Origin of the sequence: Pseudomonas sp. HOU2, from assembly GCF_040729435.1 — a bacterium.
GTDB lineage: Bacteria > Pseudomonadota > Gammaproteobacteria > Pseudomonadales > Pseudomonadaceae > Aquipseudomonas.
In genome coordinates this window covers 1,394,261-1,420,426 of sequence record NZ_CP160398.1, presented here as the reverse complement: position 1 = coordinate 1,420,426, position 26,166 = coordinate 1,394,261, and the positions used below count along the sequence as shown (strand labels likewise).

Here is a 26,166-nt window from a genome sequence, read left to right as displayed (position 1 = left end):
GTCGTTCGGGGCGGCAGGGGCGTCGTTTTTTCGATACTCCATGACCACTCGGCGCTATCCTTGGTCACCGCAGATTCATGGGCCGCCAAGGCACTTTTCCCTTGGCGTAACGTCTTACCTGCACGACTGTTGACCTATTTGAGGTGTAAGTGATGAAAGCCTGGATCTGTGTGCCGTTGATTGCGCTGGCATTGGCCGGTTGCGCTGGCAAGACTGCTTATCGTGACAGCTGTGGCAGTCAGCTCGATGCGGCGTGGCATGAACTGGATCTGGCCAAGGCCGAAGGTTTTGCCGGCACGGTCAGCTACTCCAAGGCGCTGTCGCTGTTGACCGCAGCCAAGACCCAGCAGCAATTCGAAGGCTTTGAAGGCTGCAGCAACAAGGCGGAGAAAGCCCGTTTCTATATTCGCGAATCCCGCGCCGGGCGCTAAGCTGCTGACTTGACGCAAGGATGCGCCTGCCTTGCAGCGGCAGACTGGTCCTTCAAGCCATTTGAATCAGGAGCGAGTGATGTCAGCGTTGGTGGATCGGTTGGTGGCTCATGTCCTGAGCCTGGAAGTGCGGCTGCTGGCCTGTCAGGCGCGCCTGACTGCGCGTACCGACCCCGAGGCGCTGCATGATTTGCGCACCACGGTGCGGCGCTTGCGCAGCCTGTTGCGCCCCTTGCGTGGCTTGCCGGGTGTTGAGCAACTGGAAGTGGCGGCATCTGCGCTGGGGCAGTTGACCACACCGTGGCGCGACCGCGAGGTGTTGGCCGCCTACCTGCTCAAGCATGATCAACCGCAAGCCGCACAGCGACGCATGGCGCAAATGGACGAAGCCTATCCAGCATTGGCCGCGAGCGCCGAAGTGGCTTCGTTGCTGATCATCCTCGACGCCTTCCCGCGATTCCTGCGTGCTTCCGAGCGTCAGGGGCTGCTCAAGGGCTTGGGCAAGCGCATCGAAAAACGCCTGCACAAACAATGGAAAAAACTCGACGAGGCCCTGCACGATCCGGCCCATGACCGCCATCGTCTGCGCCTGCTGATCAAGCGCGTGCGTTATGGCATCGAAGCCTACCCGGAACTCGATCGCCTGCCTGAATCAGCGCTGGCGCGATTGAAGTCGGCGCAGGGCGCGCTGGGCGACTGGCACGATTGCTGGCAGTGGCTGGCGCGGGCCGAACTGGAAAGCGATCTGCAACCGTGCGTCGCGACGTGGCAGGCGGGCCTGATCAAGTCCGAAGCCAAGGCCGATCGCGTGCTGGATAAACTCAGTTCAAGCTGCTTCAAATAATCTCGAAATCACCCGGCCCCTGTAGGAACTGCCGAAGGCTGCGATCTTTTGATTTTAAAAAACAAAGATCGCAGCCTTCGGCAGCTCCTACAGGGGTTTTTCTTTGCATGGGAAATCGGGGTAAGGCCTTTCTGTCAGTCCATTTGACCGGAATAGACGCTGCGGCGCTCTGCCATGCTGGTTAAGATCGCTGCATTCCTTTTTTCGCTTGCCGAGGTTGTCATGCGCTTTTCCGATCTGATCGAGGCGGTTCGTCGCCAGCCAGAAGTGACCATTCCCGCCGAGTGGGGTCAGGGTCGGGCCAGTTTTGGTGGCCTGGTCGCGGCGCTGCAATACGAAACCATGCGCGCGAAAGTGCCGGCGGAGCGCCCGGTGCGTTCGTTGGCGATCACCTTTGTCGGCCCGGTCGAACCGGAAGTCCCGGTGAGCTTCGAAGTCGATGTGTTGCGCGAAGGCAAAGCGGTCAGCCAAGTGCTGGGCCGGGCTGTGCAGAACGGTCAGGTGGTGACGATTGTGCAGGGCAGCTTTGGCGCTTCGCGTCCTTCGGAAGTGGCCGTTGCCGCCTATCCGGCAGCTGAAATGAAACACTGGGACGAATGCCAGGAGTTGCCCTACATCAAGGGCGTGACCCCGGAGTTCATGCGCCATCTGGCGATGCGCTGGAGTGTCGGCGGCATGCCGTTCACCGGCAATCAATCGCGGCAGATGGGCGGCTGGGTGCGCTTGCGTGGCGATGTGAAGGAAGAGCCGGTCAATGAAGCGCATCTGCTGGCGCTGGTGGATGCGTGGCCACCGGCACTGTTGCCGTACCTGAAGAAACCGGCACCGGGCAGCACGCTGACCTGGACCATCGAATTCGTCCAGCCGTTACGCGACTTGAGCACGCTGGACTGGTGCAAATACCTGGCGGACATCGAGTACGCCGCCGACGGCTACGGCCATGTCGCCGCCAAGCTGTGGAGCGCGGAGGGGGAGTTGATTGCCATGAGTCGGCAGACCGTGACGATTTTTGCCTGAGTCACTCAGTGCCGACGGTGGCGCTCACGCCAGGCGCGCCACCAGCCGCCGCTTAGGAAAAACCGTGGAAAGGTCAGGAACTGCTCGACCAGCAAGCGCGACACCGCATCTTTGCGATCACTGAACGGCTCGGAGGCTTGCGCCTCCAGGCTGTGGCCGTGGCGCTGCAGACCCAGCGCCGCGACGATACCGATCACACCGATGGCGACACTGGCCAGACTCAGGCTGAACACCCCGGACACGATCAGCAGAAACGCAACGATGAACAGCGGCACGGCAATCAGGTGCAACACCAGATTGGTCGGGTGCTGGTGATTGTCCGGGTACGCGCGCCATTGCCACGCGGGAAGGTTAGGGTGACGTTTGCCCATGTTGACTACTCCTCGATCCATGTTGAACACATGCTTGAAGAATAGGCCGGGGCGAGGGGGGCGGCGAATCGAGGTTGGCTATTGGCATCATAGTAATGGTGAACAAAAAAAGATCGCAGCCTTCGGCAGCTCCTACATTGAAATGCGTATACCTGTAGGAGCTGCCGAAGGCTGCGATCTTTTGATCTTCAGAGTTTCAATTGACCGATAGCCTTGTTGAGCTCCCCGGCCAACGTCGCCAGTTCATTACTGGTAGTCGCCGAATCCACGGTCTGTTGCACAGTGTTTTCGGTCACATCACGAATGCTCACCACCGCCCGATTCATCTCTTCCGCGACCTGACTCTGCTGCTCGGCCGCCACCGCAATCTGCGTGTTGCTCTCGCGCATCTGCGCCACCGCGCCAGTGATTTCCGCCAGCGCCTCGCCAGCCTCCTGCGCCTGCTGCACGCAGTCGTCGGCCTTGTACGAACTCTCCTGCATGAAGTCCACCGCATCGCGGGTGCCGGCCTGCAACGCCGAGACCATGGTGGTGATTTCATCGGTGGAGGTCTGCACGCGTTTGGCGAGGTTGCGCACCTCGTCGGCGACCACGGCAAAACCACGGCCCATCTCGCCGGCACGCGCCGCTTCGATGGCGGCGTTGAGGGCAAGCAGGTTGGTTTGCTCGGCGATGCTGTGGATCACACTGACCACGCCGTTGATCTTCTGGCTGTCCTCGGCCAGGCGCTGGATCATCTCGGCGGTCTGCTGCACGCCGCTGGAGAGTCCGGCAATCGATTGCTGCACCCGGCTGACCACTTGCTGGCCGCTGCCGGCCAGACCATCGGCGGTCTGCGACAGGTCACGGGTGGCGCCGGCGTGCTGGGCGATGTGATACACCGTGGCGGTCATTTCATTGATCGCGGTGGCGGCCTGATCGGTTTCGCTCTGTTGACCGAGCATGCCGTGGCGCACTTCGTTCATGCTCGACGCCAGACGCGCGGCGCCGACGTCCAGTTGCCGCGCGGTGTTGGCGACGGTGGTGACCACGCGCTGATAACCGGCCTGCATCGCGTTGAACGCATTGGCCATTTGCCCGACTTCGTCCTTGCAGGCCAGCGGCACACGGGCCGAGAGGTCACCGCTTTTCTCGACGTGCAGCATCACGTCCTTCAGCGTGTTGAGCTGACTGAGCAGGAAGCGGATCAGCAGCTGCGAAGCGCAGAGCATGGCGAACATCAAGATGAACACGGCAACGGCGTAGTTGGCAAAGCGTTCGCTGAACACCTGCGCCAGACTTGGGCCATAGGCGATGACCGCGACTTGCTGGCCGTCGGCACGACTGAACACTTCGGCACCCATCAGCGGGTTGTTGCCGAACAGCGGCAGATGATTGATCTCGTTCCAGCCGTTGCTGTCGCTGATTTCCAGCACAGGCTGGTCGTTGAGGCGCGGTGCTTCACCCCGTTTGAAAGTCAGCACTTGATCGGCCTTGGGCAGCGCCTGCCCGGCCGGCCAGGACTTGAGCAATTGCGCCTGGGCCTGTGCGGAGGTTTTCGACGCCTGACTGCGGGCCTGCTGCTCAAGCTGCACGGCGTACAACACCAGCAGCAGGGTGGTGACGAAGGCGACCGCATTGACCGCCCAGAATTTGTATTTCAGCGAGATATTGCTAAGCCAGGCACCCATGGAGGTCTTCTCTGATAGCGGAAACAGTTTTGGCAAGGTGCCATTATTGTGCCTCTACGTTGGAAGTCGGGCTTGATGTGGGTCAACAGATCAAAAGATCGCAGCCTTCGGCAGCTCCTACAGGATGTTCACCCTCTTATTATAGGAGCTGCCGCAGGCTGCGATCTTTTGCTGTTTAAACCAATGGCGGCAGGTTGAAGAACGCGCGGGCACACGCCGTGGTGTGCGCAGCCAGATCTTCCTGGCTCTCGCCCCGGTGCAGTGCCACTTCGCGCAGCACTTCGGTCAAATACGCCGGTTCATTACGACCGTTTTTCGGTTTTGGCCGCAAAGTGCGCGGCAGCAGGTACGGCGCGTCGCTTTCGAGCATCAGTCGTCCGCGCTTGATCTCCTTGACCAGCGGATGCAGGTGCGTGCCGCGGCGCTCGTCGCAGATCCAGCCGGTGATGCCGATGTGCAGATCCAGGTCCAGGTAACTGAACAGCGCTTTTTGCTCGCCGGTAAAGCAATGCACCACGGCGGCGGGCAGTTGATCGCGGAAGTCCTTGAGGATTTCCAGCAGGCGCTGACTGGCATCCCGCTCATGCAGGAACACCGGCAACTGCAGTTCTACCGCCAGCGCCAGATGTTCTTCGAGGACTTTTTCCTGTTGCGGGCGCGGCGAGAAATCGCGGTTGAAATCCAGCCCGCATTCACCCACGGCGACCCCGTTTGGCTCTTGCAGCAGGCTGCGCAAACGCCGCGCGCTGTCAGCGTTCCAGTCACTGGCCGAATGCGGGTGAATGCCGGCGGTGGCGAACAGTTGCTGGCCGCTGTCATCCAGTTGCCGGCACAGCTCCAGCGCCTGTTCGCTACCCTCGACGCTGGTGCCGGTCAGCACCAATTGGCAGACCCCGGCGGCGTAGGCGCGATCAAGTACCGCCTGATGTTTTTCGGCGAAACTGGGGTTGGTCAGGTTGACGCCGATATCGATGAGTTGCATGGTTCTACCTCGGGCCGAAGGCCGGGAAGCATACCAGAGCTGTAGATTTATAAGAAAAGCCAAGAACTACAACGAGTTATAGCTGTCTTTTGATGCCGTGACGCAGCCCGGGTTGGCGCAAATGCCATCACTGTGCCAGTCTCTCGCACTTTGCCAGCGCTCCAGGCGCTCTGTTTTTGTCGGTGTTTTTGACCGTTCAGCGGTAAAACGCCCCGTATTCTTTCCGGAGAGTGGATGCATCGTCCCTCGGTTTTGCTCCTGTTGTGCGCGTCGCTGCTGCTGCCGATAACGGCGGTTGCGCGCCTGCCCGGGCCACAGCAAGCCGTGCCGGCCGCCAAGGTCCGCGACCTCTCGGAAATTCGCAGCAGTCGCGTGTTGCGAGTGTTGGTCAACCAGAGCCGCAACAGTTCCGGTGAAGTCCAGGGTCAGGCCATCGGCGTCGAATACCATCGCCTGCGCGCCTTCGAGCAATACCTCAATGGCCACGCCCGCGATGGTCAGGAAATTACCCTCAAGATCATTCCCAAAGCCAAGGATCAACTGCTCGGCGCGTTGCAGCGTGGTGAAGGTGATCTGGTCGCGCCCGGTGAGCTGCTTGATCTGCAACCTGGCCACGCGGTTGCCAGCAGTGAGCCGATCGCCAGTAACGTGCCGCTGGTGCTCGTCGGCATCAAGGGCGAGCGCCGTTACACCAAGGTCGAGCAGCTTTCCGGCAAGACCCTGGCCTTGCCGACCGGCAGTGCGGCGGGGGAGGCGGTCAGCCAGCTCAATCAGAAGCTGGCGTTGCACAAACTGGCGCCGATCAAGATCGAATGGGTCGACCCGACACTGGCGGTCGAAGACGTGCTGGAGATGGTGCAGGGCGGAATTTTCCACCTGACCATCGTTGAGCAACCGATTGCCGAGCGTTGGGGCAAGATCCTGCCCAAGCTGCGTTTCGACCGGCAGTTGATGATCAGCGAGCCGGGTGAGGAATACTGGTTCGTGCGCCGTGATGCCTCGATGTTGCGGGCGAGCATCGATCGCTTTCTGGGCGGCTACAGGAAGCCGGCGAACGAGGATGCAGAGTTTCTGCGGATCTATCGACGGCTCTACCAAGTGCACTATCCGTTGGCCAAGGCTGACCGCCAGCGTCTGGAGAAACTGCGCCCGACCCTGCAAAAACACGCCGACGCACAAAGCATGGACTGGCTGAACCTGGCGGCGCTGGCCTTCAAGGAGTCAGCCCTGCAACCCAGCGCCCGCAGCGGCAGTGGCCCGACCGGGTTGATGCAGATCACCCCGTCCGCAGCGCAGCGGGTCGGTGTGAACAACATCCAGAATCTCGATGCGAATGTGCAGGCCGGGGCCAAGTACCTGGCGATGATCCGTCGCAAGTTTTTCAACAGTCCGAAACTCAATGAGCGCGAGCGCATGGCCTTCACTCTGGCGGCTTACAACATCGGCCCGGAACGGGTACAAGGCATGCGCGCCGAAGCACGGCGCCGTGGCCTGAATCCGAACCAGTGGTTCTTTCAGGTCGAGCGCATCGCCATGGAACAGGTGGGCATGGGTCCCGTCAGCTATGTTAATAGCGTGAACAAGTACTACTTGGCGTACGACCGTGAGCGGGAGTCTTTGGAGTCCCGGGGCCAGAAAGTTGCCTCACGGAAGTAATCGAATAACTTGATTGTTATGGCGGAATAATTGCGCTTTTAACATGAATTTAACTGATTAATATAGCGGCCAATCCCAACACACTTCTCGCAAAACAAGGAATGCCCCATGAGCTCTCTGATCAACAAGGTTCTGTTCACCCGCGCCGGTTACGGCCTGACCATTCTGCGCATCGCGGTCGGCGTGATTTTCGCCGCCCACGGTTCGCAAAAGCTGTTTGGTCTGTTCGGCGGTTACGGTCTGGCGGGCACCGCGCAATACATGGACAGCATCGGTCTGCACCCGGGTTACCTGATGGCCACTCTGGCCGGCGGTACCGAGTTCTTCGCCGGTCTGGCGCTGATCATCGGCCTGCTGGTGCGCCCGGCGGCGCTGGGTCTGACCTTCCTGTCGCTGGTGGCGATCTTCACCGTGCACATCAGCAACGGTCTGTTCATGGCCAACAACGGTTACGAGTTCGCCCTGGCGCTGCTCGGTGGCAGCCTCGCGGTGATGATCGAAGGCGCCGGCAAGCTGTCGGTGGATCGCGCCATCGCCGGTTGAGCGCTCTGGATCAAGCAAAAGGCCCGCATTGTGCGGGCCTTTTTTGTTGCGGCTGATTCTTGACACCCGTCGGTCACGTTCTCTAGGATGTTGCTCATGCGCCGATTTAAACAGCTACTTGCGGGGCGCCAGGTGACTCAGACAGTTGCCGTCAGAAGCCGGAACAGGGCTTCGAAATACCGCTAAAGCGCTGGTTCGGTGTTGCCTCTCACCTGCCATGCAGACTTTTGAGGCAGAGACACGACACGATGAATGCACTACGCCCTCCAGCACGTCCCGCGCCGATCACGGCTCATATCACCCAGCGCAACCCGAAAATCCTGCTTGGCGGCAAACATCAGCCAACGCTGTTGCGTTATCTCGATGGCTGGCCACGTCGCAGCGGCGGTCCTGCCGCGTTCCTGATCCAGTTCGTTGAAGACGGCGAGTCGCTTGCACGTTTTGCCAGTGACAGTTTTGACCTGGCGGTGATTCAGGCACCGAGCGCTGAAGACGCTCCGGAAATGATCAAGCAACTGACCCGCGTTGCGCGGCAGGGGCTGATCACCCGTCGCTGAAACGCGTTACGGATAATCGATCGCCACGATATAGACAAACTGCTCACCGGTTGGCGTCTGCACCCGGACTTCGGCGTCCAGCGCTTTGCCGATCAAGGCGCGGGCCAGTGGTGAGTCGATGCTGATCAGACCCAGTTTCAGATCCAGTTCATCCGGGCCGACGATGCGGTAGCGCGATTGCTTGCCGTCTTCGTCCTCGATGGTGACCCAGGCGCCGAAGTAGACCTTGTTCGGATCGCTGGGTTTCTCGCTGACGACCTTCAAGGCCTCGAGACGCTTGGTGAGAAATCGCACGCGGCTGTCGATCTCGCGCAGCATTTTCTTGCCGTAGGTGTACTCGGCGTTTTCCGAACGATCGCCCTGCGCCGCCGCTTCGCTGACCGCTTGCGTCACCTGCGGGCGGCGCACATGCCACAGCTCATGGAATTCTGCGCGCATCCGCGCTTCACCTTCAGGGGTGATCAGCGCGGTGCCGGCGGTGCGGGGAGGGCGATAACGGCTCATGGCAACTTCTTGTGGTGACGAAGGCTGGAGTCTATCAACCCTCGCGCAAGACTGTCAGCGGACTCGCATTCAGCGCCCGACGCGTGCCGAACACCCCGGCACCGCCAATCAGCGCGGCGCCAATCAACGGCAGCATCAGCAGCCATGGATGCGGATGCCATGGCAGATCGAATGCATAGCGATACAACACCAGACTCACCACTTCCGAACCGATGGCCGCGAGCAGGCCGCTGACCGCCCCGAGCAAGCCGAACTCGATGCGCCGGGCCTTGACCAGCAATTGCCGTTGCGCACCCAGCGCGCGCAGCAGTGCGCCTTGGCGAATGCGTTCATCCAGCGTTGCCTGCAAGCCGGAGAACAGCACCGCCATCCCCGCCGCCAACACAAACAACAACACGTATTCCACCGCCAGGGTGACCTGGGCGAGGATGCTGCGCAGTTGTTCCAGCAGCGCTTCGACCTGCAGGATGGTCACCGCCGGAAAGGCCCGTGACAGCTCGACGATCTGCTGATCGTGACCGGGTGCCAGATAGAAACTGGTCAGGTAAGTCGCCGGCAGATCCTTCAGGGTGCCGGGCTGGAAGATCATGAAGAAGTTCGGTTGGAAGTTGTCCCAGTTGATCTCGCGCAGACTGGTGACCTTGGCTTCACGATTGACCCCGCCGACGCTGAACACCATGTGATCGCCGAGTTTGAGCTTGAGGCTTTCGGCGACTTTGCCTTCAACCGATACACCCGGAACTTCATCCGACGGTTGCCCGGTCCACCACGAACCGGCGGTGAGCTTGTTGCCAGCCGGGAGGTCGGCGGCCCAGGTCAGGCTCAAGTCGCGTTGCACCGCGCGGTCGCCGGCCGAATCCTTGCTGACGATTTGCTGCACCGGTTCGCCGTTGATGCTGATCAGCCGTCCCGGCACCACCGGGTACAGCGGCGCCGCTTGGGCGGACACCTTGATCAAGTGATCGGTGAAGGCCTGTTTGTCCGCCGGCAGGATGTTCAGGGCGAAGTAGTTGGGGGCGTTTTTCGGCAACTGGTTTTGCCAGGTGTCGAGCAGTTCACCACGCAACAGGGCGATCAGTGCCATCGACAACAGGATCAAACCGAACGCCAGTGCTTGACCAGCCGCCGCCAGTGGATGACGCAACAGCTGGCCCAGGCCGAGGCGCCACGGCAGCGGCGCACGGGCGAGCATCCGTCGCAGGCTGTTGAGCAGCAACAGCAGCAAGCCACCCAACACCAGCGCGGCGACCACACCACCGCCGAGCAGGGCGAAGGTCAGCAGCAGATCGAGACTCAGGCGCCACATGATCAGGCCCAGTGCACCCAGCGCCGCGCCATAGACCATCCAGGTACTCGACGGGATCGGCAGCATGTCACGGCGCAGCACCCGCAATGGTGGCACCCGACCCAGCGCGGCAAGCGGCGGCAGGGCGAACCCGGCGAGCGCCACCAGCCCGGTGCCGATCCCGGCCAATGCAGGAAACAGCCCACCCGGCGGGACGTCCGCCGGCAGCAGATCATGCAACAGCGCGAACAGTCCCAGTTGCGCCAGCCAGCCGAGCACTGCGCCACTGAGGGCAGCGAATAGACCGAGTACGGTTAATTGAATGCTGAACAGCAGCATGGTTTCCCGACGTGACAGACCAAGGCAGCGCAACAGCGCGCTGGCATCGAAGCGGCGGCTGGCGAAGCGGTTGGCCGACAACGCCACCGCAACGCCGGCGAGCAACACCGCGACCAGACTGGCCATGTTCAGATAACGCTCGGCCTTGCCCAGTGCGCCGCCAATCTGCCGGTTACCGTCGCGCGCATCCTGAATTCGTTGATTTGCCGCCAATCCCGGCTTGAGCAGTTGCCGATAGGTTTCCAGCGCCTGCGGTTCGCCGCGCCACAACTCGCGATAACTCACGCGGCTGCCGGGCTGGACCACGCCAGTGGCGGCGAGGTCCTCGAGGTTGATCATCACCCGAGGCGTGAGGCTGTAGAAGTTGCCGGCGCGATCCGGTTCGTAGGTCAACACGCGGGTCAGCTTCAGGGTTTTCATGCCGACGTCGATGCTGTCGCCGATCTTCAGATCCAGCGCAGTCAGCAGACGAGCTTCAACCCACGCTTCACCGGGTTGCGGCTCGCCGCCCGAGGTTTCAGCGGCAAACGGGGCCGGGGCACTTTTCAGTTCGCCGCGCAGTGGATAGGCGCGGTCGACCGCTTTGATGCTCGATAACTGAATGCCATTGTCGGTGGCAATGACGCTGGAAAATTCCACCACCTGCGCATGATTCAAGCGCAGCTCGGTGCCGCTGCGGATCTGTTCGTCGCGGGCCGGCGAGCTGCCCTCAAGCACCAGGTCGGCGCCAAGGAACTCGGTGGCGCGCAGCATCATTGCACCGTTGAGGCGGGCACCGAAGTAGCCGATGGCGGTACTCGCTGCCACTGCCACGACCAAGGCAAAGAACAACACGCGCAGCTCACCGGCACGGGCATCGCGCATGAGTTGGCGTAACGCAAGACTGAACAGACGCAACAACGGCAAACGTGCCATCAAGGCTCCAGAGGGGCGACCAGCAGCCCGGCTTCAAGTCGGATCAGGCGCCGGCAGCGATGGGCCAGGCGTTCGTCGTGGGTCACCAGCACCAGAGTAGTGCCGCGTTCCTTGTTCAGTTCGAACAGCAAGTCGCTAATGCGTTCGCCAGTGTGGCTGTCGAGGTTGCCGGTGGGTTCGTCGGCGAACAGCACGTCCGGCTCGGCAGCGAAGGCCCGGGCAATCGCCACGCGCTGTTGTTCGCCACCGGAGAGCTGGCGCGGCGAGTGCGTCAGGCGCTGGCCGAGGCCGACCCGTTGCAGCAGTTCAGTAGCGCGCTCACGGGCGTCTTTGCGGCCATCGAGTTCCAGCGGCAGCATGACGTTTTCCAGCGCGTTGAGGCTGTCGAGCAACTGGAAGGACTGGAAGACGAACCCCACGTGTTCGGCACGGATGCGCGCGCGCTGGTCTTCGTCGAGATTGCCCAGGGATTGCCCGGCGAGGATGACTTCGCCGCTGCTTGGCAGATCGAGGCCGGCGAGCAGGCCGAGCAGGGTGGATTTGCCGGAACCGGACGCGCCAACGATGGCCAGGCTGTCGCCCTTGTTCAGTTCCAGGCTGAGTTCGTGCAGGATAGTCAGTTCACCTTCCGCGCTGGGAACCACTTTGCTGAGGTTCTTCGCGGTGAGAATGCTTGCGCCCATGGAGAATCCGATGCGTGTGTGGTTTTTGAGTGCTGGCCTGGCCTTGATGTGCATGGCCCAGAACGCAGCGGCGGGTACTGTCCTGATCGTTGGCGATAGTATCAGCGCCGGTTTCGGACTGGATACCCGCCTGGGGTGGGTATCGCTGCTGGAACAACGGCTCAAACAGGAGGGTTTTGACGATAAAGTGGTCAACGCCTCCATCAGCGGCGACACCAGTGCCGGAGGCCAGGCGCGCCTGCCGGCGCTGCTTGCAGAGCATAAACCGGGGCTGGTGATCCTTGAGCTGGGTGGCAACGACGGCCTGCGCGGGATGCCGCCAACGCAATTGCAACAAAACCTTGCGGCGATGATCGACAGCTCGCGTCAGAGTGGTGCCAAGGTCCTGCTACTGGGCATGCAACTGCCGCCCAACTACGGCAAGCGTTACACCGATGCCTTTGCCGAGGTCTACGGCAAACTCGCCGACGATAAAAAAATCCCGCTGGTGCCGTTTTTCCTCGACGGTGTAGGCGGGCATCCCGAGCTGATGCAGGCCGACGGTCTGCACCCGGCGGCCGGGGCTCAGGGCAAGTTGCTGGAAAATGTCTGGCCGACGCTAAAACCGCTGTTATGAGGCTTTTCTAGCGGCAGGCTTTCGGCTAATGTGGCGCCCCCTTATTTGGAGCCCCCGATGCCGCGTCCTGCCTGGTCCCTGTTTGCCTACCAACTGATCGAGCCTGACGAACAGCTGGATCTGTTCGCCTGCCAGGAAGTGCGGGTGCATCTGGTGACCCGTCAGCTCGAACTCGGTGGCTCGGCGGATCGCACGTTGTGTGGCAGTCTGCTGCCGGCGCAACCGCGCTGGTCGAGTGTGGATCGCCGGGTGTTCCAGGATCAGCGTCTGTGTTCGTTGTGCCGGGCGATTCTTGAATCGCAGAAGCGCGGCACCTCGCCGATCTGGCCGGAGTTGCGTTTCGAGCTTTAAGATCAACAGATCGCAGCCTGCGGCAGCTCCTACATGAAGACTTCTGGCTGCCCATCGGCGCATCTCCCCGAATTCTCGAGGTGCGGTGTACAATCGCGCTCTTATACCCTTGTTGATCATGCGAAGGATTTTCCGGATGTTGCCGCGCTTTCCTGCCGTCACCCGCTGCCTGTCACTTGCCGCCCTGTGTGTGGCCGGTCCCGTTGCTGCATTGGAGTTTCCCCTGCCACCACCCGGTGAGGACATCATCGGCCAGGTGCAGGTGATCAAGGCCAAGTACGAAGATACCTTCGCTGACCTGGGCACCCAATACGACCTGGGTTATTCGGAGATGGTTGCGGCCAACCCGGGCGTCGATGCCTGGCTGCCGGGCGCCGGTACCGAAATCGTCCTGCCGACCCGGTTCATTTTGCCGCCGGGTCCGCGTGAAGGCATCGTGATCAACCTTGCTGAATACCGCCTCTACTATTTCCCGAAAGGCCGGAACGTGGTGTACACCTTCCCGCTGGGGATTGGGCGTGAAGGTTGGGGGTCGCCAATCGCGCACACCTCGATCACCGCCAAGACACCGAACCCGACCTGGACGCCTCCGGCGTCGATCAAGGCCGAGCACGCCGCCGACGGTGATCCGCTGCCGAACGTGGTACCGGCCGGCCCGGACAACCCGCTGGGTCCGTTCAAGTTCACCCTGGGCACCCCGGGCTACCTGATCCATGGTTCGAACAAGAAGTTCGGTATCGGCATGCGCACCAGCCACGGTTGCTTCCGCATGTTCAACAACAACGTGCTGGAAATGGCCAGCATGGTGCCGGTCGGTACTTCCGTGCGCATTCTCAACGACGCGTACAAGTTCGGTCGCAGTGGCGGCAAGGTGTATCTCGAGGCGCATACGCCGATCGATGACAAGGGCAACCCGTCGGTGGTCGACAAGCACACTGCGGTCATCAATGCGATGCTCAAGCGTGAGGATATTGCCAATAACGTACGGGTGAATTGGGACGTGGTGCGCGATGTAGTCGCGGCTGAAGACGGCTTGCCTACCGAAATCGGCACCCCGGGTGCGGCAACGCCGATGGTTTCGAGCACACCGATCGACTTGCAACAGTAAGCTCGATCCGGACCCGCCGATGCTTGAAGCGTCGGCGGGTTTTTTATTGCCTGGACAAAGCTGCCGGCAATAAAAAAGCCGACCCAAAAAATGGGTCGGCTTGATAACAATCCCGAGGGATTATTACTTGCGGCTAGCTTTGTCCAGCATACGCAGAGCACGCTCGTTAGCTTCGTCAGCAGTCTGTTGTGCTTTTTGAGCAGCAGCCAGAGCTTCATCAGCTTTACGGTAAGCTTCGTCTGCACGAGCTTGGGAGCGAGCAGCTGCGTCTTCAGTAGCGGTCAGACGTGCTTCGGTTTCTTTCGATGCGCTGCTGCAACCGGTAGCCAGAACTGCGGCCAGAGCCAGAGCAGAGAATTTCAGAACGTTGTTCATCGTGTTCCCCTTCAAGGACTTTCAATTAAGTGGCTTTCTCCTCCGATTGAGGAAATAGCCGGCGTACATACTACCCATTACTTGTAGTAAGTAAACTGACGGAGCGCAAGAAGCAAAAAAAATTGTAGGCGTTGATTCTTTTTCGAGCAACTTTTAACTGGGCTGTATAAAAAATATCCAGCTGCAAGCCCCGGTCTGAGCGTGTTAATGAGAAAAAGTTCCCGCTGCCCGGTGCTGTTTCTGCATGTTGCACCAAGTCTGCCTAGATGAATTCGTCTACACTTTTGTTCCGATTTTGCATGACGCCTCACATATCTTTGTCGCTCTTGAGGTGACTTTGAAGAAGCGCCCGCGTCTTAAGTCTCGACATTCGGCAATGTTCCGGTGAGCGCTTCGGGAAGATCCTCCCTGCTCTCGCCGCTGCGTCCATCGGAGTCACCCGGTCAACGAGCATGATGACGAGCGCACCTTGAGCATTTTCGCCAATGGTGCCTACTATTTATCACGTGCTCGGTTGCGCGAGATCGGTGTGGTTTTTCTCGGTGTCCATCAGGCACGGGGTGGCGTAGATGTTCCTTCGCCGGAAAAACATCGGTAAGGTAGGGGTCAGAATTCAAGACCCGCGAGGAGTAGTGATGAGCGAGGCGTTGTCCATCCACCATGACCAGGCTGGTCATCAGTTCGAGACCAATGTGGACGGTCATCGTGCCTACCTGACCTATATGGATCTGGGGAAACAGACCCTGGATATCTATCGCACCTTCGTGCCCAATGCCCTGCGCGGTCGCGGCATTGCCGCCGCGCTGACTGAAAGCGCGCTGCAGTACGCCGAAGAAATGGGCTACACGGTGATCCCGTCGTGCTCCTACGTCGAACGCTACATGGAGCGTCATCAGCGCCGCGCCGCCAAGATCTGAATCGCACACACGAAAACGCCGGGCAATGCCCGGCGTTTTTTTATGCCCGTGAAACGCTGATCAGCTGCGCTGACGCTTTGGCAGAACATCCTTGAGCTTGGCGTGCATGCTGCGCAGGGTGTTCTCGGTGGCGGACCAGTCGATGCAGGCATCGGTGATCGACACGCCGTATTGCAGGTCGGCGAGGTCTTTCGGGATGGCCTGGCAGCCCCAGTTCAGATGACTCTCGACCATCAGGCCGATGATCGACTGGTTGCCTTCGAGGATCTGGTTGGCGACGTTCTCCATCACCAGCGGTTGCAGGGCCGGGTCCTTGTTGGAGTTGGCGTGGCTGCAATCGACCATGATGTTCGGTTTGATCTTCGCCTTGTTCAGCGCCTGCTCGCACAGGGCGACGCTGACCGAATCGTAGTTCGGCTTGCCGTTGCCGCCACGCAGCACCACGTGACCGTAGGCGTTGCCCTTGGTGGTGACGATCGACACGCCACCTTCCTGGTTGATACCGAGGAAACGGTGCGGGCTGGAAACCGACTGCAGGGCGTTGATCGCCACGGTCAGGCCGCCGTCGGTGCCGTTCTTGAAGCCGACAGCCGAAGACAGGCCGGACGCCATTTCACGGTGGGTCTGGGATTCGGTGGTACGCGCGCCGATGGCCGACCAGCTGATCAGGTCCTGCAGGTACTGCGGGGAGATCGGATCGAGCGCTTCGGTGGCGGTTGGCAGGCCTTTCTCGGCCAGGTCCAGCAGCAACTGGCGACCGATGTGCAGGCCGTCCTGAATCTTGAACGAGTCATCCAGGTACGGATCGTTGATCAGGCCTTTCCAGCCGACGGTGGTCCGTGGCTTCTCGAAATACACGCGCATGACCAGATACAGGGTGTCGGAGACTTCCGCCGCCAGCACCTTGAGGCGATCGGCGTATTCGTGGGCAGCCTTGATATCGTGGATCGAGCACGGGCCGATCACTACGAACAGACGGTGGTCGGTGCCATCAAGAATGTTGCGAATGACTTCGCGGCCCTTGGTGACGGTGCGCAGCGCAGCATCGCTCAGAGGGATATCACGCTTGAGCTGATCGGGAGTGATCAGGGTCTCGTTAGAGGCGACGTTTAGGTCGTTGATCGGTAAATCAGCCATCGTTTACTCGTCAGGTCACGGGTGCCGGCCGCCAGCGATCCCCGCGCGGCGGAGCACAGCAGATTTAAGCGCGTCGGGGAGCCGAACCTTAGCGCGTCAGGCGCGGCTCGACAATGGGCAAACGCCGCTTTAATCCAGCACTGGCTGGGCAAAAGCCTTGCGCACGCTGTCGTGGGAGAACTCGTCGGCGTGTTGTTCGACCCATTGCAGGGCCAGCGCCTGAATATCCTGCAGGTCGTCGTGGGCCTCGTTCATGCGGCAATAACGTTCGATCTGGCACACCTGTTCGCCCATCCTGGCGCTGAACAGCGTCTGCTCATCAGTGAACGCGATGCCCACCAAATAGCCCTTTTTGCGCCGCAGACACCATGCGACATAGCCCGGATAACAGATGTCGGCATTGAGTGTCGGCATGCGCACTTGCAGCGCCGTGCCGTGGCGCCAGGCGCGGTGATAATTGCAAGCGATCCCGCCGAGGCTGATAGTGTGCAGCTGTTGCCTGGAAATACACTCGGGCTTGAGCAAGGTTAATTCAACCGGCACTTCGTCCGGATGAGGAATGAAACGTCCCATGAGCACAGACTCCCTGTGTCGGCCATTTGACATTGTTTCCCCCAGTATAGTGGTCGAATCCGAGCTGACCGATTTCGACGCCGACCAGCGGCTGCTGGCGATGAGCGGCGTTTCGCTGGTGATTTTTACCAGTGTCGGCTGTTCCAGCTGCCGCTATGCCAGAGAGGTGTTGCCCGGGTTCGAGCTGGCGGTGGATCGCCTGTGCTGGATCGATGCCGGCAACAATGGCGGGTTGGTGGAACGCTATCAGGTCTTTCATTTGCCGGCGCTGTTTGTGGTGCGCGACGGCGAGTTCTTTGGGGCATTGCACACGCGCCTGACCGCCACCGCGCTGAACGCGGCCGTGGCGCAGGCACTGCGTCGAATTGCAGAGGAGTTGCCATAGATGGTGGGAGCAGACAGCAAACCGGTGATCGGGATTATCGGCACCGGCGCGATTGGCGGGTTTTACGGGCTGATGCTGGCGCGGGCCGGTTTCGATGTGCACTTTTTACTGCGCAGTGAATTCTCGGCAGTAGCCGAACGTGGTTTGCAGGTGGACAGTGCCGTGCATGGCACGCTGACGCTGAACCCGGTGCAAGCGTATGCCAAGGCCGAGGACATGCCGGCCTGCGACTGGTTGCTGGTCGGCGCCAAGACCACCAGCAACGCCGGTCTGGCCCCGGCGATCATTGCTGCGGCCAGGCCCGACGCGAAAGTGCTGGTGCTGCAAAACGGTCTGGACGTCGAAGACAGCCTGCGCGAGTTGCTCCCCGACTCCCTGCATCTGCTCGGGGGTCTGTGCCTGATCTGCGTACATCGCGAAGGGCCGGGCCACATTACCCATCAGGCGTTGGGGGCGGTGAACGTTGGCTACCACAGTGGCCCGGCGGCAGACGACACGGCGCGTACGGCGCTGGTCGAGGAGGGCGCCGGTCTGTTCCGCGCCGCCGGTATCGATTCGCAGGCGATGCCCAATCTGCATCAGGCACGCTGGCAGAAACTGGTGTGGAATATTCCCTACAACGGGCTCTCGGTGTTGCTCGGCGCCGGCACCACGCCGCTGATGGCCGACGCTGACAGTCGCGCGCTGATCCAGGCGTTGATGGCCGAAGTGGTGCAGGGCGCCAAGGCCTGTGGTCACGACATACCGCCCGGTTACGCCGAGTACCTGTTCATGATGACCGAGAAAATGCCCGACTATTGGCCGAGCATGTACCACGATTTCCTGCATAAACGGCCGCTGGAGCTGGAAGCGATTTACGCCCGGCCATTGGCCGCCGCCAAGGCGGCAGGATGTGAGTTGCCACGGATCGAGGCGCTGTATCGCACATTGAGTTTCATCGACCGGCGCAACACCTGAGTCGGTTTTCTGGGGGAGTGGGGGAAGGCATGGCCAAGAACATCGATGACAAACTGGTGCTGGCGATCTCGTCTCGCGCCCTGTTCGACCTGAGCGAGAGTCACAAGGTCTACCTGGCGAGCGGCGTCGAAGCCTATCGGCAATACCAGATCGAACACGAAGACGAGATTCTCGCGCCCGGCGATGCCTTTCCCCTGGTGGAAAAACTCCTGAGCCTCAACAGTCGCCTCGACCGCGCCCGGGTCGAGGTGATTCTGGTTTCGCGCAACAGCGCCGACACCGGCCTGCGCGCCTTCAATTCAATCCATCATTATGGGCTGGACATTTCCCGGGCGGCCTTCGTCGGCGGGCGCAGTCCCTATCCGTACCTCAAAGCCTTTGGCTGTGACCTGTTCCTGTCCACGCACGCCGAGGATGTACGCGCCGCGCTGGACGCCGGATTTGCCGCCGCGACGATCCTGTCCGGTGGCGCCAGTCGCGCCGCCAGTGACGAATTGCGCATCGCCTTCGACGGCGACGCGGTGCTGTTTTCCGATGAGTCCGAGCGCATTTATCAGTCCGGCGGGCTGGAGGCGTTCCAGGCCAAGGAACGTGAGTCGGCACGCGAGCCCTTGCGCGGCGGGCCGTTCAAAGGTTTTCTGGCGGCCCTCAATGCGCTGCAGCGCGAGTTCCCCGAGGACGACTGCCCGATCCGCACGGCGCTGGTCACCGCGCGTTCGGCACCGGCCCATGAGCGGGTGATCCGTACCTTGCGCGAGTGGGATATCCGTCTCGACGAGTCGCTGTTTCTCGGCGGGCTGACCAAATCGGCGTTTCTCGAAGCCTTCGCTGCCGATGTGTTTTTCGACGATCAGACTGGCCACTGCGAGGCCGCCCGCGAAGTGGTCGCCACCGGTCACGTACCGCATGGCATCAGCAACGAACCGTCGATCTAAAGCCCCAGTGCTTCAAGACGTTGCGTCGCACGTCGTACTCGCCAAGGCACTGCTAAGCTGAATCAAATCTCCGCCATAGTTGGCACGCGAGGAGGTCATATGATTCGTTCGATGCTGTATGCCACTGACCTCGGTCTTTACGCACCTTTAGTGATGCAGCATGCCCTGGCACTGGCGCGGACATTCAATGCCGACTTGTATGTGGTGCATGCAGTGGAACCCATGGGGCTGTTTGCCGAATCGGTGTTGCAGAGTTATCTCGACGAACAGGCATTGAACGAATTTCACAGTCAGGGTCTGAAAACTGTCATCGCCAATATCGAGCAACGGGTGCTGGACAGTTTTCGCGAAGAGCTGGGCGACGAGGGCGAGCAGGATCTGCAGAGGATTTGCGCGGTTCGGGTGGTGCAGGGTGATCCGGCGCAGGTGATTCTCGACCAGGTGCAGAAACTCTCTGTGGATTTGCTGATCGTAGGCACTCACAGCCACGGCGTAGGGGCGGAAACGCCTTTGGGGCGCACGGCGACCCGGGTCCTGCAATTGGCCAAGGTGCCGGTTTATCTGGTGCCGTTGGTGGAGCGCCGGCGCCGGGAGGATCGCTGAAGCGGGAATAATGGCGTTTTGATAAAAAAGTTCTAGATTTATTCATCAAACCATTAATATAGTTATATACCGTCGCTGATGCCCGTGGCGTCTACCTGCTTTGAGGGATACATATGAAGCTTCAACAATTGCGCTACATCTGGGAAGTGGCGCACCACGACCTCAACGTTTCCGCTACCGCCCAAAGCCTTTACACCTCGCAACCGGGTATCAGTAAACAGATCCGCCTGCTGGAAGACGAACTTGGCGTTGAAGTGTTTGCCCGCAGCGGCAAGCACCTGACCCGCGTCACCCCGGCCGGCGAGCGCATCATCACCACCGCGGGTGAAATCCTGCGCAAGGTCGAAAGCATCAAGCAGATTGCCCAGGAATTCTCCAACGAGAAGAAAGGCACCCTGTCGATTGCCACCACCCACACCCAGGCACGTTATGCGCTGCCGCCGGTGATCAGCAATTTCATCAAGCAATACCCGGACGTGGCGCTGCACATGCACCAGGGTTCGCCGATGCAGATCGCCGAGATGGCCGCTGACGGCACCGTCGATTTCGCCATCGCCACCGAAGCGCTGGAGCTGTTCGGCGATCTGGTGATGATGCCGTGCTATCGCTGGAACCGCTGCGTGGTCGTGCCCCAGGGCCACCCGCTGACCAAGCTGCCGAAGCTGACCCTCGAAGCGCTGGCCGAATACCCGATCGTGACTTACGTGTTCGGTTTCACCGGCCGTTCGAAACTCGACGAAGCCTTCAGCCATCGTGGCCTGACGCCGAAAGTGGTGTTCACCGCGGCCGACGCCGACGTGATCAAAACCTACGTGCGTCTGGGCCTGGGTGTGGGTATTGTCGCCAAGATGGCGGTCGACACCAAACTTGATAACGACCTGGTGGTGCTGGATGCCAGCGAGCTGTTCGAGTCGAGCATCACCAAGATCGGTTTCCGTCGCGGTACTTTCCTGCGTGGTTTCATGTGCGACTTCATTGAGAAGTTCGCCCCGCACCTGACCCGCGAAGTGATGGCCAAAGCCATCCAGTGCCACAACAAGCAGGAACTGGAAGAGCTGTTCGACGGCGTCGAACTGCCGGTCCACTAAAACCCTGCTTCAAAGCACCTCGGTGACAGCGAACTGTTGCCGGGTGCCCGCCACCAGAATCTCCACCTCATCGCCTTCGAACTTGCCCAGCAGGCTTTTGCCCAGCGGCGAGCGCGGGGTGATGACGGTAATCGGCTGACCCACCACATCGATTTTCAGGCCTGCCGCATCCGGTGCCAGAAACAGCCATTGCTCGCGACCCTTTTCGTCCTCCAGACCGAGCAGGGCACCGATCTCGATGCCGCGATTTTCATCATAGGCACGCAGTGTCAGGTTCTGGCACAGCGCCAGTGACTGGCGGATTTCCTCGACCCGTTTCGCCTGACCAGCCGCCAGATAGGAAGCCTCAAGTCCGAGCGTGTCGTACTTGTTCTCGGCGATGTTCTCCTCGTGGGTCGCGGTTTCGTACGCGGTCTGCGCGGCGCGCTCGGCGATGTCGAGGTCGACGCGCAGTTTGTCGAGGATCAGTTGGTGGACGGTGTGTTTGTTCATGATCAATCGCAGAATTGCAAAACGTTGGCGCGGCTCTTTTCGCTCGGCGCGGTCTGGTCCTGTTGCAGCCAGAACTGGCATTTGGGGTTCGACTGATTGCGCGTGCTGCTGCGAGCCTGATCGAGGCGATTCTGCTGCTCGTTCTTGCGCAGGTTTTCCTCATATTGGTCGAACAGCGGACTCTGTGGCGGAATGTCCGGTTGCACCTGGACCGCCGCTGGCGGCTTGGCCAGTTGCTGCACGGCCTGGGCAACCGGTGCCAGTTGCTCGGTCAACACGAACCGCGAAATCAGCCAGCAAGTCAGGGCGATGGCCAGAAAGCCCAGCCACATGCCCAGGGCGATGCTGCCGGTCAGTTGCAGCGCGCTAAGCTGAACGGGCAAGGGACGACGCGGGTTGGGGCGATAGGGCATGGCTGCCTCCTGGCGGATGATTGCGGGCAAGTGGCGATTGTCGCACGAAGATTAATCGCCGTCGGCTCTTCTGCGCGAGGTTATTTATGCGGACAATCAGCGCTTTTGCCAACGGGAGACTTGTATGCCGGTACCGAAAACCCGCTGGGATATTTTTTGCACCGTGGTCGATAACTATGGCGACATCGGCGTGACCTGGCGTCTGGCCCGGCAACTGGTGGCCGAGCATGGCGTGACGGTGCGGCTGTGGGTCGATGACCTGCGCGCCTTTGAACGTATCTGCCCCGAGATCGACATCCACCTGGCGCAGCAATCGCAGCAGGGCGTCGAGGTGCGGCACTGGCCGAGCGACTGGCCGCAGACCTCGGCGGCGGACGTGGTGATCGCCGCGTTCGCTTGTCAGTTACCAACCGCTTATATGGACGCCATGGCCGAGCGGCAACAGCCGCCGCTGTGGATGAACCTCGATTACCTCAGCGCCGAAGACTGGGTCAGCGGTTGCCACGGTTTGCCTTCGGTGAAGTACAAGTCCGTACAGAAGTTTTTCTTCTTTCCCGGGTTTCAGCCGGGGGCCGGAGGCTTGCTGCGTGAACGGGGTTTGCTTGAGCGACGTCGCGCGTTTCAGGCGGATGACCAGGCGCAGCGTCAGTTTCTGCAACGTCTGGGAATCGAACGCGCGCCCGGCGCACAACTGATTTCGTTGTTTGCCTACGAGAACGCCGGTCTCGCCAGTTGGCTGGATGTGCTGGCCGCCGATGACGCGCCCACCCATCTGCTGGTGCCAGAAGGGCGGATTCTCGGTGATGTTGCGCGTTGGCTCGGGGTCGACTCGCTGGCGGTGGGCGATCTGAACGTGCGCCAGGCGCTGACGGTGCAGGTGCTGCCGTTCGTTCGTCAGGATCAATATGATCAGTTGCTGTGGTGCTGCGATTTCAACGCGGTGCGCGGTGAAGACTCGTTCGTCCGGGCGCAGTGGGCCGGGCGACCGATGCTCTGGCACATCTATCAGCAGGACGAAGACATCCACCTCGACAAGCTCGATGCGTTCCTTGCGTTGTATACGAAGGGGCTTTCGCCGGCCGCAGCCGAGGCGATGAGCGGTCTGTGGCGGGCCTGGAGTGCCGGGCAGCCGATCGGCGAGCACTGGCTCCAGGCCCGTAAACACTGGCCAGAGCTGCAGGAAAACGCCGAGGCGTGGTGTCTGGAACAAGGCTTGCAGGCGGATCTTGCCACGGCGCTGGTAAGGTTTTACCTAAATTGGATATGATACGCGGCCTAGATTTTTGTAAATCCCATCCAAATTCGGATATTCGCAATGAAAACTGGTAAAGAACTCAAACCCGGTACCGTGATCCGTATCGACAACGATCCTTGGCTGGTTCAGAAAGCTGAATTCACCAAGTCGGGCCGTAACAGCGCGATCATGAAGACCAAGCTGAAGAACCTGCTGACCGGTTACAAGACCGAAACCGTTTACGGTGCGGACGACAAGCTGGACGACGTGATCCTCGACCGCAAAGAAGCGACTCTGTCCTTCATCAGCGGCGACACCTACACGTTCATGGACACCACTGACTACACCATGTACGAACTGAACGCCGAAGACATCGAAAGCGTTCTGCCTTTCGTTGAAGAAGGCATGACCGACGTTTGCGAAGCCGTGTTCTTCGAAGAGCGTCTGGTTTCCGTAGAACTGCCGACCACCATCGTGCGTCAGGTTGACTACACCGAAGGTTCCGCTCGCGGTGACACTTCCGGCAAGGTGATGAAGCCTGCCAAACTGAAGAACGGTACCGAGCTGTCGGTTGCTGACTTCATCGAAATCGGCGACATGATCGAGATCGATACCCGCGAAGGCGGTTCCTACAAAGGCCGTGCCAAATAAGCACTGCTTTTCGCGGAAAGAAAAAGCCCGACCATCGAGTCGGGCTTTTTTGTGCCTGCGATTCCACGTCTACCTCTTAACCCTGTGGGAGCGAGCTTGCTCGCGAATAGGCCCGGTCAGACAACCTGTTTGTTGAATGACACACCGCATTCGCGAGCAAGCTCGCTCCCACAGTGGATTGGCGTTGTTCTCAAACGGTGGTGTGCAGGCGTACGTCAACGTTGCCACGAGTGGCGTTGGAGTACGGGCAGACCTGATGCGCCGCTTCGACCAGGCTCTGTGCATCCGCTTGTTCCAGGCCTGGCAGGCTGATGTGCAGATCGATGTCCAGACCGAAACCACCAGGGATCTGGCCGATGCCGACGTGGGCGGTGATCGAGGCATCGTCGGGGATTTTGCGTTTGGTCTGGCTGGCAACGAATTTCAGCGCGCCGATGAAGCAGGCGGAGTAACCGGCAGCGAACAGTTGCTCAGGGTTGGTCGCAGCACCACCGGCCCCGCCGAGTTCTTTGGGGGTAGCGAGTTTGACGTCGAGGACGTTGTCGCTGGAGATTGCACGACCGTCACGGCCGCCAGTGGAGGTTGCAATTGCGGTGTAGAGAGTTTGCATGGTGTGGGCCTCGTTGGAATTCTGATTTTGCGCTAATTGTTTGCGCGCTAAGTAAGTGCGAGAGAAATGTAGCTCGCAAATGATTAGTGCGCAAGATAATTTTTTGAGAAAGCTGAATCTCGGTCCTTTAAAGGCACTGTCGATCAGCTTGAAAGTGAAGATTTAGAGCGGATGGTGGGGGCGCGGGCTGAATATTTTTTCTGGTGAACCGATCCTTTGTAGGAGTGAGCCTGCTCGCGATAGCGGTGGAGCAGGCAATACGGGGGCCGACTGAACAACCGCTATCGCGAGCAGGCTCACTCCTACAAGGGGCAGCGTTGTTATCCGGTCAGGCTGTCTTGCAGATGGCTGCGCAGGGCTTGCAGCTCGGATTGTAGATTCTGCAGGCGTTCGAGGGTGAAACCACTGGCGCCCAAGATGCATTGCGGAACGCTTTTGGCCTGCTCGCGAAGAGCCCGACCCTGCGCGGTCAACTCGACAATCACCACCCGCTCATCCTCACGGCTGCGAGTTCTGCTCAGCAGGCCTTCACCCTCCAGTCGCTTGAGCAGCGGCGTCAGCGAGCCCGGATCGGTCATCAATCGCGTGCTGATCTCGCCCACGGTCAAACCGTCCTTTTCCCACAGCACCATCATTGCCAGATATTGCGGGTAGGTCAGGCCCAGCGCTTGCAGCAGCGGCTTGTAGACCTTGGTCATCATCAGCGAAGTGGAATGCAGGGCGAAGCAGGCCTGATTATCGAGCAGCAGGTGATCGCAGTTGTCGGGGGTGTCGCGTTCGGTGGTCATGGCAAAGCCTTGTTCGATGATGGGCTTGAATCTAGCGCCCGAATGTTTAATGCGCCAGATAATTATCCAGAATCTAGTGCCGGCCCAGCTCGCGCTGTAGCGCCAGATCCCACGGCGGCACCGGGCTGAAGCGGGTCTTCAGGTATTCCAGAAGCAGACGGCTGCGCGAATGGGTCTGCTGTTCCATGCGCAGTGCATAGATGCCGGTGCTCTCTGGTTGCGGCAGACCGTTCTCGCAGAACAGCGGCAGCAGTTCGCCGCGCAGCAGGTACTCACTGGCCAGCCAGGTCGGCAAATGCGCGACGCCCAGCCCGGCCAGTGCCCCGCACACCAGCGCTTCGGCATTATTGGCGCTCATGCGGATGCGCGCGGGGCGATGCAGTTGCATTTGCCCGTCCAGTTCGAAGCGCCAGGCGAAGGGTGGGGCGAGACCTTCCCAATCCAGCCCGTCGTGTTCACTCAACTGCGCGGGATGACTCGGTGCGCCACGGCGTTTGAGGTAGTCGGGGCTGGCGCAGGCAATGCGTACCATGCTCGCCAGGGGCGTGGCGACCAGCCGCGTATCGGCCATTTGCCCGGCACGCAGCACCAGATCGACTTTGCCCAGATTCGAGCCGTGCATGTCGATGAAGCTGTCGATCAGGTGCAACTGCACGTCGAGTCCCGGGTACAGCACCAAAAAATCAGCGATCACCGGCGCCAGATGGCGGCGACCAAAAGCCGCCGGGGCATCGATGCGGATCAAGCCTTCCGGTGCACTGCTCAGCGACACTGCCTCGGCGCGGGCCAGTTGCAGTTCGCTGACGATGCGTCGTGCTCGCTCGGCAAACGCCAGACCCGCCGGGGTCGCCCGTACGGCGTGGGTGCTGCGAATGAACAACTGGCTGCCGACCGCGTTTTCCAGGCTGTCGATGCGCCGCGCCACGGCAGAGGGCGTCAGCGGATGCCGACGAGAAGCTGCAGAAAAACTGCCACTCTCCAGTACATCGAGAAACAGCCCGAGCTGTTCGGTCAACTGATTGGGATTCATGAGTGCTTCAGTGGTTGTGCGAAATTGGCATAGCCATTGTGCGTTGCTGTGCGTTTCCCCGCCAGCCTCGACTGCGTAGGATGAGTCGTCTGACGGATGAGGACAT

Annotated in this window: 31 protein-coding genes and 1 pseudogene; 18 read left to right on the top strand and 14 right to left on the bottom strand. The window is 60.5% G+C overall.

Annotation, left to right across the window (positions count from 1 at the left end; all coding sequences use genetic code 11):
* The first annotated feature begins 152 nt into the window (after positions 1-152).
* From ABV589_RS06320 to ABV589_RS06310, 3 genes are all read left to right on the top strand, one after another.
* The gene (locus ABV589_RS06320; RefSeq protein ID WP_007963692.1) at positions 153-431 is read left to right on the top strand and encodes a hypothetical protein; all 279 of its coding nucleotides are present in this window, start codon (positions 153-155) and stop codon (positions 429-431) included.
* Between the two features lie 79 nt (positions 432-510).
* Positions 511-1,275: a CHAD domain-containing protein gene (locus ABV589_RS06315; RefSeq protein ID WP_367085290.1), complete on the top strand. Its 765-nt coding sequence runs from the start codon at positions 511-513 to the stop codon at positions 1,273-1,275.
* Between the two features lie 222 nt (positions 1,276-1,497).
* On the top strand, positions 1,498-2,292 hold the full coding sequence (locus ABV589_RS06310; protein WP_367085289.1) for a thioesterase family protein: 795 nt from the start codon (positions 1,498-1,500) through the stop codon (positions 2,290-2,292).
* Positions 2,293-2,297: 5 nt separating this feature from the next.
* Here ABV589_RS06310 and ABV589_RS06305 read toward each other — a convergent pair whose 3' ends face one another.
* From ABV589_RS06305 to ABV589_RS06295, 3 genes are all read right to left on the bottom strand, one after another.
* A complete protein-coding gene (locus tag ABV589_RS06305) occupies positions 2,298-2,663 on the bottom strand; it encodes an Mpo1-like protein (RefSeq protein ID WP_367085288.1) in 366 nt (121 codons plus the stop codon).
* 188 nt (positions 2,664-2,851) lie between these two features.
* The gene (locus ABV589_RS06300) at positions 2,852-4,333 is read right to left on the bottom strand and encodes a methyl-accepting chemotaxis protein (RefSeq protein ID WP_367085287.1); all 1,482 of its coding nucleotides are present in this window, start codon (positions 4,331-4,333) and stop codon (positions 2,852-2,854) included.
* A 175-nt stretch (positions 4,334-4,508) separates the two neighbouring features.
* On the bottom strand, positions 4,509-5,315 hold the full coding sequence (locus ABV589_RS06295; RefSeq protein WP_367085286.1) for a TatD family hydrolase: 807 nt from the start codon (positions 5,313-5,315) through the stop codon (positions 4,509-4,511).
* 234 nt (positions 5,316-5,549) lie between these two features.
* On the opposite strand from ABV589_RS06295, the gene ABV589_RS06290 reads away from it, so the two are divergent.
* The 3 genes from ABV589_RS06290 to ABV589_RS06280 all read left to right on the top strand — a co-directional run bounded on the left by ABV589_RS06290 (position 5,550) and on the right by ABV589_RS06280 (position 8,071).
* The gene (locus tag ABV589_RS06290) at positions 5,550-6,971 is read left to right on the top strand and encodes a transglycosylase SLT domain-containing protein (RefSeq protein WP_367085285.1); all 1,422 of its coding nucleotides are present in this window, start codon (positions 5,550-5,552) and stop codon (positions 6,969-6,971) included.
* Positions 6,972-7,079: 108 nt separating this feature from the next.
* Positions 7,080-7,514 (top strand): DoxX family protein, encoded by a 435-nt coding sequence (locus tag ABV589_RS06285; protein WP_007964771.1) that lies wholly within the window; start codon positions 7,080-7,082, stop codon positions 7,512-7,514.
* Positions 7,515-7,762: 248 nt separating this feature from the next.
* Positions 7,763-8,071, top strand: coding sequence for a hypothetical protein (locus tag ABV589_RS06280; protein WP_003226820.1), 309 nt, complete (start codon positions 7,763-7,765; stop codon positions 8,069-8,071).
* A 6-nt stretch (positions 8,072-8,077) separates the two neighbouring features.
* Here ABV589_RS06280 and greB read toward each other — a convergent pair whose 3' ends face one another.
* The 3 genes from greB to ABV589_RS06265 are packed head-to-tail and all read right to left on the bottom strand — an operon-like array spanning position 8,078 to position 11,797.
* Entirely contained in the window at positions 8,078-8,575 is a 498-nt protein-coding gene (gene greB / locus ABV589_RS06275) for a transcription elongation factor GreB (RefSeq protein ID WP_007964774.1), read from the bottom strand.
* 34 nt (positions 8,576-8,609) lie between these two features.
* On the bottom strand, positions 8,610-11,114 hold the full coding sequence (locus tag ABV589_RS06270) for an ABC transporter permease (protein WP_367085284.1): 2,505 nt from the start codon (positions 11,112-11,114) through the stop codon (positions 8,610-8,612).
* Positions 11,114-11,797 (bottom strand): ABC transporter ATP-binding protein, encoded by a 684-nt coding sequence (locus tag ABV589_RS06265; RefSeq protein ID WP_103483839.1) that lies wholly within the window; start codon positions 11,795-11,797, stop codon positions 11,114-11,116. Before ABV589_RS06265 ends, ABV589_RS06270 begins: the two co-directional genes overlap by 1 nt.
* Positions 11,798-11,807: 10 nt before the next feature.
* Between ABV589_RS06265 and ABV589_RS06260 the strand changes: the two genes are divergently transcribed.
* The 3 genes from ABV589_RS06260 (at position 11,808) to ABV589_RS06250 (ending at position 13,872) form a co-directional block, all read left to right on the top strand.
* Positions 11,808-12,413 carry an arylesterase gene (locus ABV589_RS06260; protein WP_367085283.1) on the top strand — a complete coding sequence of 202 codons (606 nt, stop codon included), beginning with the start codon at positions 11,808-11,810 and terminating at the stop codon, positions 12,411-12,413.
* 57 nt (positions 12,414-12,470) lie between these two features.
* Positions 12,471-12,764, top strand: coding sequence for a hypothetical protein (locus ABV589_RS06255; RefSeq protein WP_003226812.1), 294 nt, complete (start codon positions 12,471-12,473; stop codon positions 12,762-12,764).
* 136 nt (positions 12,765-12,900) lie between these two features.
* On the top strand, positions 12,901-13,872 hold the full coding sequence (locus tag ABV589_RS06250; protein WP_367085282.1) for a L,D-transpeptidase family protein: 972 nt from the start codon (positions 12,901-12,903) through the stop codon (positions 13,870-13,872).
* Positions 13,873-13,995: 123 nt separating this feature from the next.
* On the opposite strand, the gene oprI is transcribed toward ABV589_RS06250, so the two are convergent.
* Positions 13,996-14,247 carry an outer membrane lipoprotei OprI gene (gene oprI / locus ABV589_RS06245; RefSeq protein ID WP_003199355.1) on the bottom strand — a complete coding sequence of 84 codons (252 nt, stop codon included), beginning with the start codon at positions 14,245-14,247 and terminating at the stop codon, positions 13,996-13,998.
* Between the two features lie 635 nt (positions 14,248-14,882).
* On the opposite strand from oprI, the gene ABV589_RS06240 reads away from it, so the two are divergent.
* On the top strand, positions 14,883-15,164 hold the full coding sequence (locus tag ABV589_RS06240) for a GNAT family N-acetyltransferase (protein ID WP_003226804.1): 282 nt from the start codon (positions 14,883-14,885) through the stop codon (positions 15,162-15,164).
* A 60-nt stretch (positions 15,165-15,224) separates the two neighbouring features.
* Here ABV589_RS06240 and ABV589_RS06235 read toward each other — a convergent pair whose 3' ends face one another.
* Together ABV589_RS06235 and ABV589_RS06230 are read right to left on the bottom strand one after the other, a co-directional pair.
* Entirely contained in the window at positions 15,225-16,301 is a 1,077-nt protein-coding gene (locus ABV589_RS06235) for a 3-deoxy-7-phosphoheptulonate synthase (RefSeq protein ID WP_007908583.1), read from the bottom strand.
* A gap of 129 nt (positions 16,302-16,430) precedes the next feature.
* Positions 16,431-16,874, bottom strand: coding sequence for a PilZ domain-containing protein (locus ABV589_RS06230; protein ID WP_007964792.1), 444 nt, complete (start codon positions 16,872-16,874; stop codon positions 16,431-16,433).
* Between ABV589_RS06230 and ABV589_RS06225 the strand changes: the two genes are divergently transcribed.
* The 5 genes from ABV589_RS06225 to cysB all read left to right on the top strand — a co-directional run bounded on the left by ABV589_RS06225 (position 16,873) and on the right by cysB (position 20,842).
* Positions 16,873-17,259 carry a thioredoxin family protein gene (locus ABV589_RS06225; protein WP_367085281.1) on the top strand — a complete coding sequence of 129 codons (387 nt, stop codon included), beginning with the start codon at positions 16,873-16,875 and terminating at the stop codon, positions 17,257-17,259. The genes ABV589_RS06230 and ABV589_RS06225 overlap by 2 nt on opposite strands.
* A complete protein-coding gene (locus ABV589_RS06220) occupies positions 17,260-18,216 on the top strand; it encodes a putative 2-dehydropantoate 2-reductase (RefSeq protein WP_367085280.1) in 957 nt (318 codons plus the stop codon).
* Between the two features lie 29 nt (positions 18,217-18,245).
* Complete coding sequence (locus tag ABV589_RS06215; RefSeq protein ID WP_367085279.1) at positions 18,246-19,151, top strand: 5'-nucleotidase; 906 nt, start codon at positions 18,246-18,248, stop codon at positions 19,149-19,151.
* A 99-nt stretch (positions 19,152-19,250) separates the two neighbouring features.
* Complete coding sequence (locus ABV589_RS06210) at positions 19,251-19,754, top strand: universal stress protein (RefSeq protein ID WP_123587438.1); 504 nt, start codon at positions 19,251-19,253, stop codon at positions 19,752-19,754.
* 113 nt (positions 19,755-19,867) lie between these two features.
* A complete protein-coding gene (cysB, locus tag ABV589_RS06205; protein ID WP_007908591.1) occupies positions 19,868-20,842 on the top strand; it encodes an HTH-type transcriptional regulator CysB in 975 nt (324 codons plus the stop codon).
* 9 nt (positions 20,843-20,851) lie between these two features.
* On the opposite strand, the gene ABV589_RS06200 is transcribed toward cysB, so the two are convergent.
* Both ABV589_RS06200 and ABV589_RS06195 read right to left on the bottom strand, forming a co-directional pair.
* Positions 20,852-21,334, bottom strand: coding sequence for a transcription elongation factor GreAB (locus ABV589_RS06200; protein ID WP_367085278.1), 483 nt, complete (start codon positions 21,332-21,334; stop codon positions 20,852-20,854).
* Positions 21,335-21,336: 2 nt separating this feature from the next.
* Complete coding sequence (locus tag ABV589_RS06195) at positions 21,337-21,747, bottom strand: hypothetical protein (RefSeq protein ID WP_007964805.1); 411 nt, start codon at positions 21,745-21,747, stop codon at positions 21,337-21,339.
* 124 nt (positions 21,748-21,871) lie between these two features.
* Here ABV589_RS06195 and earP point away from each other — a divergent pair, with 124 nt between their 5' ends.
* The 3 genes and pseudogenes from earP to ABV589_RS06180 form a co-directional block, all read left to right on the top strand.
* On the top strand, positions 21,872-23,014 hold the full coding sequence (gene earP / locus ABV589_RS06190; RefSeq protein WP_367085277.1) for an elongation factor P maturation arginine rhamnosyltransferase EarP: 1,143 nt from the start codon (positions 21,872-21,874) through the stop codon (positions 23,012-23,014).
* Positions 23,015-23,062: 48 nt separating this feature from the next.
* A complete protein-coding gene (locus ABV589_RS06185) occupies positions 23,063-23,632 on the top strand; it encodes an elongation factor P (protein ID WP_003226785.1) in 570 nt (189 codons plus the stop codon).
* 51 nt (positions 23,633-23,683) lie between these two features.
* A pseudogene (locus ABV589_RS06180) lies at positions 23,684-23,806 on the top strand (metal ABC transporter ATP-binding protein); the annotation flags it as partial.
* A 16-nt stretch (positions 23,807-23,822) separates the two neighbouring features.
* Here ABV589_RS06180 and ABV589_RS06175 read toward each other — a convergent pair.
* The 3 genes from ABV589_RS06175 to ABV589_RS06165 all read right to left on the bottom strand — a co-directional run bounded on the left by ABV589_RS06175 (position 23,823) and on the right by ABV589_RS06165 (position 26,060).
* Positions 23,823-24,242, bottom strand: a complete 420-nt coding sequence (locus ABV589_RS06175; RefSeq protein ID WP_047599843.1) for an organic hydroperoxide resistance protein — start codon at positions 24,240-24,242, stop codon at positions 23,823-23,825.
* A gap of 320 nt (positions 24,243-24,562) precedes the next feature.
* A complete protein-coding gene (locus tag ABV589_RS06170) occupies positions 24,563-25,030 on the bottom strand; it encodes a MarR family transcriptional regulator (protein ID WP_367085276.1) in 468 nt (155 codons plus the stop codon).
* Between the two features lie 73 nt (positions 25,031-25,103).
* On the bottom strand, positions 25,104-26,060 hold the full coding sequence (locus tag ABV589_RS06165) for a LysR family transcriptional regulator (RefSeq protein WP_367085275.1): 957 nt from the start codon (positions 26,058-26,060) through the stop codon (positions 25,104-25,106).
* Positions 26,061-26,166: the final 106 nt, after the last annotated feature.